Below are 12745 nucleotides of genomic sequence, written 5' to 3'. Positions count from 1 at the left end.
AAGGAGCGAAACATGAAATACGCAGCATCGACCATTTCTTCGCGAGCCATCCCGCTCGCTGCCCTGGGAGCCGCCCTCTCCGTTCTCGGACTCCCCACGCGATCGCTGGCCCAGGATCGCCTTCCCGACTCCGGCAACTTCGTTGACATTACCCTCGGCCACGCTTCACACAACGGAAACGAAGCCGCCTACCTCGCCCGCCATCCTATCAAGAAACACGCTTACGGAGGCATCGAGCGCTTCCAGTACGAGGGCTACATCGGAGACTACACGGAATTCTCAGTCGAAGGCAGAGCCCTGTTCGACAACAACGACTACCTCTTCGGCATGGAATTTCTCAACGAGGATGTCGGCTTCCTTAAGCTCCGCTATGAAGAGTTTAGAGTCTATTACGACGGCAGCGGCCTCTACTTCCCCGGCGGCGATACTTGGATCGACATCTACGACGACGAACTCGCCATCGACCGCAGCACCTTCGAACTTTCCGCCGGACTGAAGCTCGAAAACCTGCCCGATCTGGAGTTCGGCTATACTCGCCACGAACGCGAGGGACTGAAGTCCTCAACCATCCTCGCCGATACGACACTAACCGGAGGCTTCGGGACCCGAAACATCGTCCCCACCTTTACCGAGATCGACGAATCACGCGACATCTTCGAAGTCGTGGCCAAAGAAACCTACGGAAATACTAAAACCAAGCTCTCCCTGCGCAGCGAGACCAGCGAGACCGACAATGCTCGCAAAATCACGCGTCGCCCCGACGAAGGCGCCTTCCGACGCATCACGCACCGCGAAACCTTCGATACGGATCTCTTCAGCGCAAGATTCTCCTCCGTCACGGAGCTTGACGAGAAGAACACCCTCAGCGCCGGCATCGCCTATACCGAGATCGATGCCAACGTCACCGGTGGACGCATCATCGGTGGAGAATTTGACGCACCCTTCGACGCCAACTTCCAAGGCCAACGTCGCGACCACGGATGGACCAACCTGCTAGCCGACAGCCAAATCGACCAGTGGCTCCTCAATGCAAACTGGATGACCCGCCCCGCCAAGAACTGGAAAGCCGTGTACGCCTTGCGTCTCGAAGAAATGAATACAGGTATCGACAGTGAGTTTACCGATACCGAATTTTCGACATCTGCCAGAATCTTCGAGACTCACGACATCGCCCTCGACGCCGAACGCGACTGGAAAGATGCGGCAGTATCCGCCGAGCTCACCTACACCGGCCAAGAAAACGCCATCTACAGTGGAGCAATTCTCTACACTTCCGGAGATGGCGACCAACTCGAGGAAGAGTTCGATATCCAGTCCGGCAGTCAACTGCTAGAACGACTCTCCAACAACGAGCGCGACGTGTTGAAAATCTCCGCCAGCGCCAAATTCTACCCGAACGCCAACCTCCGCTACTTCCTTAACGTCTATCATAAAGAGCGAGACAACAAGTTCAACCATATCATAGACCCCGACCCCGGAGCGTACCCCGCCTTCACCTCCGCGCAGGACTTCACGACCGACGACATCAACCTATCCGTACGCTGGAAAGCCGCCAAAAACCTTAGCGGACTCACCCGTATCGACTATCAAGACTCAACCATCGATTCCCAGGGACTCGGCCTCGAATGGGCCCACGCCTACGACCGCAAGGCCCTCATTCTCAGCCAGTCCGCCACCCTAACCTTCGAAAAATTCTACATCCAGGCTTCCGGCGTCTTCATGGACGACTCCCGCGAATCGCCCGTATCCACCATCGGTGGTGGCGTAGCGGATACAGTCGCGGTCCTCGACGGCGACTTCTGGAACGGGAACCTATCCGCATCCTGGGGTATCGACGAAAACTCTAACGCCTCCGTCGCATTGTTCTACAATGCCGTAGACAACTACGTCGATAACAGCGACTCGGCCCAACCGTATGGCGAAGATCTCACCGAGATAGGATTTAGCGCCACCTACACGCGGCAGCTCACCGACAACGCCCGCCTCACCCTTCGCTACTCCTACTACGACAGCGAGGACAAAGCCGCCGGCGGCTACAACGACTACGACGCCCAAGTTCTCTATAGCTCCCTACGCTACCGCTTCTAGCATCAAGAAGTAACATAGTTATGAATACAAAAACCATCTCCTTCCTCGCCCTAGCAACCTTCGTCGGAAGCGCCCTAGCCGCAGAGGACTTCGATGTCGCCGCCGCATGGGTTAAAGACTGCCAGAAATGCCACGCCGAAGACGGTAGCGGCCTAACCAAAAAGGGACGCAAGCTCCGCCTCAAAGACTACCGCAAACCGGAAGTCCAAGCTAAGATGACCGACGAAGAAATCGTCAAAGCCATCAAGGAAGGCGTCAAAGAGGACGGCGAGTTCACCATGAACGCCTATGCCGAAGATTACACGGACGAACAGATAACCGCCCTGCTCGCCTACATTCGCGCCCTGGGGAAATAAGAACAAGACGGAGAATCCCCACAAGCGAATATGCAAGACGACCCAAAATCGCGCCGCGAAACCGGACTCCTCCTGCACTTTCGCAATTGGCTGAGCCTCAGTGGACTCATCATCGTCGCCGGGAGCTTCTTCGCCTTCCTGCTGCTCATCGGCTTCGACCTCGTCACCGGAGGCTCCAATCCCTACGTCGGAATCCTCAGCTACATCGTCGCCCCCCTGTTCTTCGGATTCGGCTCCCTGCTCACCTTCGTCGGCTGGCTCTGGCATTGGCGCAAGCGTCGCAGCCAAGGCGTCACGCTCCGCTTCGACCTATCCAAGCTCAAGGACCGTCGCATCTTCGGAGCCTTCATCGGAGCCGCCATGGTGTTCATGTTCGCAACCAGCATGGGCAGCTACCAAACCTACACCTACACCAGCTCCAACCAATTCTGCGGCGTGCTTTGCCACTCCGTCATGGAACCGGAATTCGCAGCCTACCCGGATGACATCCACTCCCACCTCAATTGCGTCGACTGCCACGTCGGCGAAGGCACCCAAGGAGCCTTCAAAGCCAAATGGCACGGCATCTACAAAGTCTATTCCCTCGCCTTCGACAAATACCCAACCCCCCTGAGGGCCGATCCGCACTACCTGCCCTCCACTCAAGAAAGCTGCAACAAGTGCCACGAAGAAGGCCCCGACTTCAAAGACGTCGCCAAAACCTACCACCACTTCCTCAGCGACGACGAGAACACCCCCTTCTCCGTCACCCTTCGCCTCAAGCTCGGTCCCGAAAAGTCCAGCGCCGCCGAAACCAACGGAATCCACTGGCACGCCAAAGCCGAAAACAAGATCGAGTTCACCACCGCTCAAGAAAATCCAAACGTCATCCCCTGGATCAAAGTCACCGACGCTCAAGGCTCCGTGACCGAATACACCTTTACCCCCGACGAAGACGCCGAAGACGTGCCCAACCTCGATCTCACCTCCGCAGTGCAAACCATGGACTGCGTCGATTGCCACAGCCGCCCCGCCCACGGTTTCAAGAAACCCAACGACCTCGTCGAGCGCGCCCTCCACCACGGCCAGCTCTCCCGCGAGATACCAGAGCTCAAATACATCATCGCCCGAGCCCTCGATCCCACCTACGAGACCCGAGAAGAAGCTAAAGACGCCATTACCAAGACGCTCCGAGACGAACTCAAAGGCCCCGCCCCCCTCATCGAGCAAACCATCGCCGCCGTGCACGGCTTCTACGCAAAAAACATCTTTCCCGAAATGAAAGCCGATTGGCGGGCCTACCCCGACCACATCGGACACAAGGACAGCCTCGGCTGCTTCCGCTGCCACGACGACAAGCACAGCACCTTCGACGGGGGCAAGACGCTCTCCGCTAAAAACTGCCACACCTGCCACGATGTCATATCCCAAGGCGAACCCGGCAACATGACTTTCGCCGCTTCCCCCGACGCCGAATTCGACCACCCCGACGGCTCCTACCTCGGCTTCACCTGCGCCGAATGCCACACCGGCGGCCTCCAACTCGAATAGTCACGAAGCCCCGGCACCCAGCGCAGCCTTTCGCCACGATTAGCCTAAGCTGTAGAATGCCTTGGCGCGACCCGTCGTCTTTTCCGCAAACTCCTCCGGCGAGACGCCGAACAGCTCCGCGCAATACGTCGCCGTGTAGGCCAGGTAGGCCGGTTCGTTCGGCTTCCCCCGCTTCGGCATCGGCGCCAGGTAAGGCGCGTCCGTCTCGATCATCAAACGATCCAGCCCCTGCAGCTTGGCTGCCTCCCGCACGCTCTCCGCGTTCTTGAACGTGATCACGCCGGTAAAGCTCCCGAAGCCGCCGCGATCCAGCAGCTGCTTCATCTCGCCCGGTCCCTCGGAAAAGCAATGGAAAACCACCTTGGTCCAATCCACCCCGCTCGCGTCGATCAGCTCCACGCACTCCTCGAACGCACCGCGCGAGTGAATCACCACCGGCGCGTCCAACTGCTTCGCCAGCTGCAGCTGCGCCTCGCAAGCCGCCACCTGCAGCGCGAAGATCTCCTTCGCAGCAGCCTCGTCGTTGCGCGGCAAGTGAAAGCGATCCAAGCCGATCTCCCCTAAGGCAACCGGCTTCCCCGCTCGCGACCAAAACGGTTCGATCAACGAAAAAGCATCCTCCCAGTCCGCTTCCACATGGCAGGGATGGATCCCCACCGTGTAGTCGATTTGGGAATACCTCTCCGCCAAGTCCGCATAGAAATCCCAGTCGTCCGTATCGGTGCCCACCGTCACCAAGCGCTCCAGCCCCGCCTCCGCGGCAGCCTCCAAAGTCTCGTCCAAGACCCCCTTCAGGGCAAAACTATGCAAATGCGTATGCGAATCCACGATTCCAGCCATGCCCACCAAACCGCCAAGGACCGCTATCGATCGCAATCCCAAAACAACCAAGGTGCGATTCAAGCCGAAAGGTCTAAGGTATCGGCCATGCAAAGGCTCCATTAGAACAGCTTAAGGCTACGATCTATCCACGCCATCGCCAATTCTCCCATTGCCAAAGCCGATTCGATCGCTTTCCTGCATGACTTTCCGCTCTCCCTTCGTTCATCACTTTCTAGAAAATTACTCATGTCTGCCGAAGTAGAAAACGTCATCATCATCGGAACTGGTTGCTCGGGTCTCACCGCCGCCATCTACACCGCGCGAGCGAACTTGAACCCGCTGGTTCTGGAAGGCACCCTGCCGGGCGGCCAACTCACCCAAACCAGCGAGGTGGAAAACTTCCCCGGCTTCCCCGAAGGCATCGACGGGTTCATGCTCATGGATAACCTCCGCAAGCAAGCCACGCGCTTCGGCACCCGCTTCGGCCAGGCCACCATCGACGACGTCGACTTCTCCCAGTCGCCCTACACCCTCAAGGCGGGCGACAAGGAGTACAAGGCCAAGTCCGTCATCATCTCGACCGGAGCCTCGCCCCGCCTCCTCGGCGTTCCCGGCGAAAAGGAAATGTTCGGCGGCAAGGGAGTCACCACCTGCGCCACCTGCGACGGCGCCTTCTACCGCAACATGGACGTGGTCGTAGTCGGCGGCGGCGACACCGCCTGCGAGGAAGCCCTCTTCCTCACCCGCTTCGCCTCCAAGGTCTACCTCATCCACCGCCGCGACGAGCTTCGCGCCTCCAAGCTCATGGCCGAACGCACCCTCGCCCACGAGAAGATCGAGATGGTATGGGATACGGTCGTCGACGAAGTCGTAGCCGACGAACAAGGTTTCGCCACCGCCGTCAAGGTCACCAACCGCAAGAGCGGCGAAAGCAGCTCCATCGACGCCAAGGGGATCTTCATCGCCATCGGACACATTCCCAATACCGGCCCCTTCGCCAAGGAGCTCGAAACCGACGACGAAGGCTACTTCAAGCCCAAGCTGGGCAGCCAAGTGCAGACCAACATTCCCGGCGTCTACGTTTCCGGCGACTGCGCCGACCACGTCTACCGCCAGGCGATCACCGCCGCAGGCATGGGCTGCCAGGCCGCCATCGAAGCGGAACGCTGGCTCGCCGAGCAATAATATCGACAACCTCTTTAAGCAAAAGAGCCGCGTCCCCGAAAAGGATCGCGGCTTTTTCGTAAACTCGTCGCGGCTAGCGATCCTGCGAAGCCGTCAAACGTCCGCGACTTCCTTCAGCACTCGCTTCGATACCCGTATCCCCTTCCTCAATACTTCCAGGGACATGCTCTCGTTCGGAGCATGCAGGTTGTCCTCAGGCAGGAACAAGCCGATCATCACCGAATCCAAGCCGGTGACCCGCTTTACGTCCGCGATGATCGGAATACTACCGCCCTCGCGCAGAAACAGCGGCTTCTTCCCGAAAACCTCCGTTACCGCCGACTCCGTGGCGCGATAAGCCTTCGCCAGAACCTCGCTTTGCCCGGCTGGCGTATTGGGACGATCCGGCGGCACCACCAAATACGGTGCCCCCTTGTGCCCCATCTTTACCTTCGCCTTCAGGCCCTTCGGCACGCGCGACAAAATCGCGTCCGCCACCTGCTTGCCTACCACGTCCGGTTTCATGTTCCCCACCAGACGACAGGTGATCTTCACCGAAGCCTTGGACGGCACGATGGTCTTGCTGCCTTCGCCCGTGTATCCGCCCCAAAGTCCATTGAACTCCAGCGTCGGCATATAGCGAATCGCCTCGAAAGGCGTGTATCCAGCGATCGGATGCAGCGCCTCGACTCCCACGCTCGCGGCGTAGGCGTCCATGTCCGCGCCCAATTCCTTCAATTCCTCGCGCTCCCACGCTTCGACCTCCGTCACGTCATCGTAGAAGCCAGGCACGTTCACGCGATTGTCCGGCGTATGCAACGAGGCGCAAATCTCCGCCATCGCCTGCAAGGGATTGTACACCGCCCCGCCATGCAAGCCCGAGTGCAGGTCCGACTTCGGCCCCACCAGCTCGACCTCCATGTCCACGATCCCGCGCAAGCCCACCGTCACCGCGATCTGATCGGCGCTCGGGCTCAAAGTGTCGGAGAGCAAAACGAAATCCGCTTCGCTCAGCTCCTCCTTCCGCTCCTCCAGCAACGGCAACAAGCTCGGACTGCCGACCTCCTCCTCGCCTTCGATCAAAAAGGTAATCCTCAGCGGCAAGTCCGGATTCTCCTCCAGCAGCTCCGCTACCGCCGCGATGTGGGCCATCTGCGGCCCCTTGTTGTCCGCCGCGCCGCGCCCATAGATGCGATCCCCCTTGATCGTCGCCTCGAAGGGCTTCGTCTCCCAGAGCTCGATCGGATCCACCGGCTGCACGTCGTAGTGCCCGTAAATGACCACATGGGGCCACGACGGATCGCCCGTGCGACGCGCCATCACGATCGGATGCTTCTTGGTATTCACGATCTCAACACTGAGTCCCAAGTCGCCAAGCATCTTGGCCACGAAATCACGCGTCTGCCCCATGCCTTCCTTGTAGGCCGAATCCGCAGAAACGCTCTGATATCCAATGTATTCCTTCAGTTTTTCAATCGCGTCAAACATGCCGCAAACTCAAGAGATTCCCTTTCCAATAGCAACCCGCAAGCTCAAGCTCCCTCAATTCCCCGAACAAAAACCCGCAACCCGCACTGCCTCGAACGGGTAACATTCGCGTAACACGCCTGCGCTACGATACCGCCCAATTCACGCTTCACCCTTTCTCCAGCCATGCTGCGCCTCTACCAAGAAATCACCCTCCTTGCCCTCCGCGACGACAAAGGCACCGTTTCCATCGAATTCCTCGCTCAGGTTCTCGCCGGGGCGCTCGCTGCCGAGCTCGCCCTCAAAAACAGGATCGCCCTCTCTACCGACAAGAAAAAGTGGGTCGAACTCCTCGACGCCCGGTCGACCGGCGATCCCCTTCTCGACGAATGCATCGCGAAGCTCGCGAACGCAAAACGCCGCGCCCGCCTGCAGACCTGGGTCCAACGCTTCGCCTCCATCAAAAAGATCCACCACAAGGCCGCCCAAAGCCTTTGCGATCGCGGCATCCTCCGAAAGGAGGAGGGAAGGTTCTTGCTGGTCTTCAACCGCACCACCTATCCCGAACTCAACGGCGAGCCGGAACGTCAAATCATCGCCCGCCTCGAGAAAGCCATCTTCGCTCCCAGCAAGGATCTGGACAGCCGCGACGCCCTGCTCGTTTCCTTCGCCCACGCCGGTCAGCTGCTCGTACCCCTATTCGGTCGCAAGCGCCTCAAGCTGCAACGCGACCGCATCAAGCAGATCGCCGAAGGCGAAGCCCTAGGTCGCGCCACGCGCGAAGTGATCGAAGCGATTCAAGTAGCCCTCATCACCATAACCGTGCTCGTAACCGCTGCCGTAACATCCTAGAGCGACGGCAGCCCCAGACCGCGCAAATACAGACGACTACGCCTGTTCGTCCATCAGGACGCCCGATCCCGATTCGCCACGATCCCGCAGCAACTCCATCAGCGCAGCGATGTCTTCCGAGCTGAGCTCGCCAGATTCGTATTTCTCGACAAAGGCAGCGATTTCCTCGTCCTCTTCGCTTCCGCCCTGCGGAGGAGGAGGCCCTCCAGGCCCTTTGCCCGACGGCCGCTTCACCTCGAAACCTTGATCGACCATGATATCTCCCAAATCCTTCCCCCGGCCGATACCTGCCTCCTGCAGTTCGCTGCGCATCTCCTCCCGGCTTTCCGCTGTCATCGTCTCCGGATCATACCGAGAGACAATCTCCATGGCTTGAGACTTTTGTTCGTCTGTTAATGAAACACCTTGCGGTCGGGGCATTTGCCCGCCGGAAGAGAATGCTGTAATTGCGTCCATAGCTTAGTGGGAGTCTTGTATTACCTGAGTTCGTCCCAACTATCGGCCACTAAGATTAAGCCATTCCCCTCAAAATAATTACAAAGCAGTCATTGTTTTCAAAAAAACGTAATCTGGAGCGCCACACTCGTTCCTAGAGCCGCCTCATCCCCTTGCTCATCCCGAGCAGGACCAGCCCGCATTCGTTGGCCGCTTCACGCAAGGCCTGCTCGTTCCCGCCGAGCGGCAGCAGCGCCGCTCGCACGCCATGCCGCTTCATACGGCTCAAACACTCCGGCTCCACTTCGGGAACATCGAAAACCGCCACCGTATTCGCCAAGCCAATACCGCTTTCCTCCACCGCATTCCAAGCGATCTTCGGCGCGTAACGCCCCGCCTCCAAGGAAATCAGCCGCTCGCCCGAGACGATAGCCAAAGCCGCCGAGTCGGCGTGCCGCACCACCTTCGCCCCAAACATCAGCGACTCCCAATCTTCCACCAGCGGTTGGGCCAAGCTCAGCACCGTCCACTCCATCGGATTGACCGCCACCCGATCCTTGTCCTGCACCAGAACGCCCCCGACCACGCTGCGGACTTCCTGCAGAGCCTCGTAGCCCATCCCGGAAAGGGAAGCCAAGGCCGTCACTGCAGAGTCGTCCTCGAAGACAGCCAACTCCGCCTCAGAATAGTCCGGAGCCAAAACGCCAGCCACCCCTCCGCGCGCCGCCCGCCGCAAATTCTCGACGCCCACGCTCCCGTTCACCACCAGCCACGATCCCTCCAGGTCTTCGTGTTCCAGCGCCTGGGCCAAACAGTCGCCCAGCTCTTCGCCCAAACAAGCCGCCACGATCTTGCCGTTGCGCAGCAACGCGACCGCCGGCTTTTCGAATTCGCCGATCAAATAGGCCGCTCGCGACACCGTCAAAACCGCGGCATAGCTCAGCTTCCCCCCAGCCACCTGCTTGAAATGCTCGAAAAAGCTACCGTAAAGCGCCGCCAACTGATGTCCGTTTTCACCCGTATCCAGCAATTGGGCACGAGGCCACGCAAAGCGCATCGCCTTGGAATAGCCGCTCAATGCCCCCATATCCGGAGCGTCCGCCCCCTGCACCTCCAAGTATTGCGCCACCGCGAAATCGAACTCGCTCGCCGCCCGCAGCGCCGCCGTAGCCCGCTGCATGCGAAACGCTTGCCGCAGCTTTCCGCCGTTCGCCCGCAACTCCTCCAAGGCTGCGTCGTAGTCGCTCGGGTTTCCCAAAACCGCAACCCGCTCCACCGCCCAGGCCGCAGCGCGGATCGTATCCACGATTCCCCTGTCGAAAGCCGACAAGGCCGACTTCCACGACATGAAGGAACGGCCCGCCGACTCCACGTCCACGAAGTTGGCCACCACCAAGGAAACGCCCTGCTCCCGGTCCGAGAGCAAATCCGCCGCCGCGCCGTCTTCCAGCGCCTCGAAAGCGATCCCCTTTCCCTGCAAGGCCTCCCCCGCGATCGCATTCGCCAATAGCTCGAAGCCAAACTCCGCCACAAGCCTCTCTGCCAAAGCCACCACACCTGATACATCCTTTACTACGAGCAACGCGCGTTTCGCCATGCCCCCTATCTCGCGACCCCCATCCGCCCCCTCAAGCCAAAACCTTCCGCTCCATGCATTCCATTCAAGCCGGCGATTAATAAAACTCTCCTCTGCCGTCCCGCGCCGGCCACGCCCGCCCCGCGCTAAAGTCTCCCCTCCCAAATTCCCTTTTCCTATTGATCTCCCGCCGCGCCACGCTGAAATTCCCCGCTTCCCAAGCATGACGCAGCAAAACACACAGCCACTGAAAATCGGAGATCGCGAGTTTAGCTCTCGCCTATTTGTCGGCACCGGCAAATTCAGCAGCAACGTAGCCATGCGCGACGCAGCAGCCGCATCCGGCTCCCAGCTCGTCACCGTCGCCCTCAAGCGAGCCAACCTTTCCGGCGACTCCGACCCCTTCGCCAACATTCTCGACTACCTCGAGTCCGACCGCTACCTCATCCTCCCCAACACCTCCGGCGCCATGAACGCCGAAGAAGCCGTGCGCATCGCCCGCCTGGCCGCCGCCGCCGGACTCCCCAAATGGGTCAAGCTGGAGATCCATCCCGACCCCAACTACCTCCTGCCAGATCCCATCGAAACCCTCGCGGCCGCCGAAATCCTCGTCAAGGAAGGCTTCACCGTCCTGCCTTACATCAACGCCGACCCTGTTCTCGCCCTCCGCCTGCAAGACGTTGGCTGCGCCACGGTCATGCCCCTCGGCGCCCCCATCGGCTCCAACCGCGGCATCGAAACCCGCGCCCAAATCGAAATCATCATCGAACAAGCCCGCGTCCCCGTCGTGGTCGACGCCGGCATCGGCGCCCCTTCCCACGCCGCCGCCGCCATGGAAATGGGAGCCGACGCCGTACTGGTCAATACCGCCATCGCCATCGCCCCCGATCCCGCCGCCATGGCCCGGGCTTTCGCCAAAGCCACCGAAGCCGGCCGCGAAGCATACGAGATCGGTCTCGGAGCCATCTCCAGCAAGGCCCAGGCCTCCAGTCCGCTCACAACTTTCCTGAACGCGTAACGCCTAAGCCCACTGAGTGGGAAGCGGCCTCCAGCCGCAAACTGCCGCCATGCCAACCTTTTCGCAAAAGTTCCAAACGCTTGATCTCGACCGCCCGCTCGACGTCGCCGCTACCGCTTCTAGCCAGACCGTCGAACGCATCCTCGCCCAAGGCCGAGCCCGTACCCTCAACGACTTCGCCGCCCTGCTCTCGCCCGCCGCCGAAGCCTACCTCGAGCCCCTTTGCCGCCTTTCGCAGCAGATCACCCAAAAGCACTTCGGCAAAACCATGCGCATGTTCGCACCGCTCTACCTCTCCAACGAGTGCGTCAACGTCTGCAAGTACTGCGGCTTCTCCCGCCACAACGACATCCCACGCATCACCCTCGACCTCGACACCATGGAAGCCGAAGCACGCATCCTGCACAAGCAAGGCTTCCGCTCCATCCTCCTCGTCGCCGGCGAACACCCCAAGTATGTATCCAACGGATACGTAGAGGAATGCGTCCGTCGCCTTTCCAAGTTCTTCCCGAGCATCGCTCTCGAGCTCGGCCCACTGGAGTCCGAACGCTACCAGCCTCTCGTCGCCGCCGGATGCGAAGCCCTGCTCGTGTATCAGGAAACCTACGACGAGGAAACCTACCGAGCCCTCCACACCGCCGGACCTAAAAAGCACTTCCACTGGCGCATGGACACGCCCGAACGCGCCTACGACGCCGGCTTCCGCCGCCTCGGCATCGGAGCCCTCTTCGGCTTGCACGACTGGCACAAGGAAGCCCTCGCCCTCGCCTCCCACGCGGAGCACCTGCTCCAAGTTTGCTGGAAGGCCCAGCTAAACGTATCCATGCCCCGCATGCGCCCGGCAAAAGGCGAGTTCGAGCAGGTCGAGTTCCTCAAGGACCACCACTTCGTGCAGCTCATCACCGCCCTGCGCATCTTCCTGCCGCACGTCGGCATCACCCTCTCCACCCGCGAACCCGCAACCTTGCGCGACGGCCTCGCCCCCATCGGCATCACCACCATGTCCGCCGGATCCTCCACCGAGCCGGGCGGCTACAGCAGCTTCGACGAGTCCACCTTCCAGCAAACCCGCAAGCAAGAGGGCGAGCAATTCCACATCGCCGACGAACGTTCCCCAAAGGAAGTCGCCGCCGTGCTCGCGCGACTCGGCTACGAACCCGTCTGGAAAGACTTCGACCAATCGCTCATCCAAGCCTAGATCCCGCGCCCGCAAAACCTTTCGCTACATCCTTCCCATGACCATCACCGCCAACGGAAAAAAATTCGACCTCGAGCCCGGCACCCCGCTGCCCGCCTTCCTCGAATCCATCAACCTCACGGTCGGCCTCGTCATCGTGGAGCGAAACAAACAAGCCCTCTCTCCCAGCGAAACCGCCGACGTGGTCCTCGAAGACGGCGACACCCTCGAAATCGTTAAGATCGTAGCCGGAGGCTGAC

At 60.2% G+C, this 12745-nt stretch carries 12 protein-coding genes; 8 read left to right on the top strand and 4 right to left on the bottom strand.

What is annotated here, in order from left to right:
- Positions 1–12: 12 nt before the first annotated feature.
- From QEH57_RS02135 to QEH57_RS02125, 3 genes are read left to right on the top strand one after another with little or no spacing between them, the layout of a single operon-like run.
- A complete protein-coding gene (locus QEH57_RS02135) occupies positions 13–2088 on the top strand; it encodes a hypothetical protein (RefSeq protein ID WP_309005020.1) in 2076 nt (691 codons plus the stop codon).
- Positions 2089–2108: 20 nt separating this feature from the next.
- Positions 2109–2444, top strand: a complete 336-nt coding sequence (locus QEH57_RS02130; RefSeq protein ID WP_309005019.1) for a cytochrome c — start codon at positions 2109–2111, stop codon at positions 2442–2444.
- A 30-nt stretch (positions 2445–2474) separates the two neighbouring features.
- Positions 2475–3974, top strand: a complete 1500-nt coding sequence (locus QEH57_RS02125) for a NapC/NirT family cytochrome c (protein ID WP_309005018.1) — start codon at positions 2475–2477, stop codon at positions 3972–3974.
- Positions 3975–4013: 39 nt separating this feature from the next.
- Here QEH57_RS02125 and QEH57_RS02120 read toward each other — a convergent pair whose 3' ends face one another.
- Positions 4014–4877, bottom strand: coding sequence for a TatD family hydrolase (locus QEH57_RS02120; protein WP_309005017.1), 864 nt, complete (start codon positions 4875–4877; stop codon positions 4014–4016).
- 165 nt (positions 4878–5042) lie between these two features.
- On the opposite strand from QEH57_RS02120, the gene trxB reads away from it, so the two are divergent.
- Positions 5043–5981 (top strand): thioredoxin-disulfide reductase, encoded by a 939-nt coding sequence (gene trxB, locus QEH57_RS02115; RefSeq protein WP_309005016.1) that lies wholly within the window; start codon positions 5043–5045, stop codon positions 5979–5981.
- Positions 5982–6074: 93 nt separating this feature from the next.
- Here the strand turns inward: trxB and QEH57_RS02110 are convergent, their stop codons facing one another.
- The gene (locus QEH57_RS02110; RefSeq protein WP_309005015.1) at positions 6075–7448 is read right to left on the bottom strand and encodes a M20/M25/M40 family metallo-hydrolase; all 1374 of its coding nucleotides are present in this window, start codon (positions 7446–7448) and stop codon (positions 6075–6077) included.
- Positions 7449–7613: 165 nt separating this feature from the next.
- Here QEH57_RS02110 and QEH57_RS02105 point away from each other — a divergent pair, with 165 nt between their 5' ends.
- A complete protein-coding gene (locus tag QEH57_RS02105; RefSeq protein WP_309005014.1) occupies positions 7614–8279 on the top strand; it encodes a GPP34 family phosphoprotein in 666 nt (221 codons plus the stop codon).
- A 36-nt stretch (positions 8280–8315) separates the two neighbouring features.
- On the opposite strand, the gene QEH57_RS02100 is transcribed toward QEH57_RS02105, so the two are convergent.
- Complete coding sequence (locus QEH57_RS02100; RefSeq protein ID WP_309005013.1) at positions 8316–8648, bottom strand: hypothetical protein; 333 nt, start codon at positions 8646–8648, stop codon at positions 8316–8318.
- Between the two features lie 220 nt (positions 8649–8868).
- The gene (locus tag QEH57_RS02095) at positions 8869–10311 is read right to left on the bottom strand and encodes a hypothetical protein (protein WP_309005012.1); all 1443 of its coding nucleotides are present in this window, start codon (positions 10309–10311) and stop codon (positions 8869–8871) included.
- 202 nt (positions 10312–10513) lie between these two features.
- On the opposite strand from QEH57_RS02095, the gene QEH57_RS02090 reads away from it, so the two are divergent.
- The 3 genes from QEH57_RS02090 to thiS are packed head-to-tail and all read left to right on the top strand — an operon-like array spanning position 10514 to position 12744.
- Positions 10514–11308 (top strand): thiazole synthase, encoded by a 795-nt coding sequence (locus QEH57_RS02090; RefSeq protein ID WP_309005011.1) that lies wholly within the window; start codon positions 10514–10516, stop codon positions 11306–11308.
- 49 nt (positions 11309–11357) lie between these two features.
- Positions 11358–12506, top strand: coding sequence for a 2-iminoacetate synthase ThiH (thiH, locus tag QEH57_RS02085; RefSeq protein ID WP_309005010.1), 1149 nt, complete (start codon positions 11358–11360; stop codon positions 12504–12506).
- A 37-nt stretch (positions 12507–12543) separates the two neighbouring features.
- On the top strand, positions 12544–12744 hold the full coding sequence (gene thiS, locus QEH57_RS02080) for a sulfur carrier protein ThiS (RefSeq protein ID WP_309005009.1): 201 nt from the start codon (positions 12544–12546) through the stop codon (positions 12742–12744).
- Position 12745 lies beyond the last annotated feature (1 nt).

The sequence above is a fragment of the Pelagicoccus sp. SDUM812005 genome, assembly GCF_031127875.1.
In the GTDB taxonomy this organism is placed as follows: domain Bacteria; phylum Verrucomicrobiota; class Verrucomicrobiia; order Opitutales; family Opitutaceae; genus Pelagicoccus.
Note: the sequence above shows the minus strand (reverse complement) of the source record. Positions and strands in the feature narration are given on the sequence as shown.

Bases quoted from the DNA above. Each gene is read 5' to 3' on its own strand.
- QEH57_RS02130 (WP_309005019.1), top strand. From the start codon at position 2,109: ATGAATACAAAAACCATCTCCTTCCTCGCCCTAGCAACCTTCGTCGGA.
- QEH57_RS02105 (WP_309005014.1), top strand. From the start codon at position 7,614: ATGCTGCGCCTCTACCAAGAAATCACCCTCCTTGCCCTCCGCGACGAC.
- QEH57_RS02135 (WP_309005020.1), top strand. From the start codon at position 13: ATGAAATACGCAGCATCGACCATTTCTTCGCGAGCCATCCCGCTCGCT.
- QEH57_RS02095 (WP_309005012.1), bottom strand. From the start codon at position 10,311: ATGGCGAAACGCGCGTTGCTCGTAGTAAAGGATGTATCAGGTGTGGTG.
- QEH57_RS02090 (WP_309005011.1), top strand. From the start codon at position 10,514: ATGACGCAGCAAAACACACAGCCACTGAAAATCGGAGATCGCGAGTTT.
- thiS (WP_309005009.1), top strand. From the start codon at position 12,544: ATGACCATCACCGCCAACGGAAAAAAATTCGACCTCGAGCCCGGCACC.
- thiH (WP_309005010.1), top strand. From the start codon at position 11,358: ATGCCAACCTTTTCGCAAAAGTTCCAAACGCTTGATCTCGACCGCCCG.
- QEH57_RS02125 (WP_309005018.1), top strand. From the start codon at position 2,475: ATGCAAGACGACCCAAAATCGCGCCGCGAAACCGGACTCCTCCTGCAC.
- trxB (WP_309005016.1), top strand. From the start codon at position 5,043: ATGTCTGCCGAAGTAGAAAACGTCATCATCATCGGAACTGGTTGCTCG.
- QEH57_RS02100 (WP_309005013.1), bottom strand. From the start codon at position 8,648: ATGGAGATTGTCTCTCGGTATGATCCGGAGACGATGACAGCGGAAAGC.
- QEH57_RS02110 (WP_309005015.1), bottom strand. From the start codon at position 7,448: ATGTTTGACGCGATTGAAAAACTGAAGGAATACATTGGATATCAGAGC.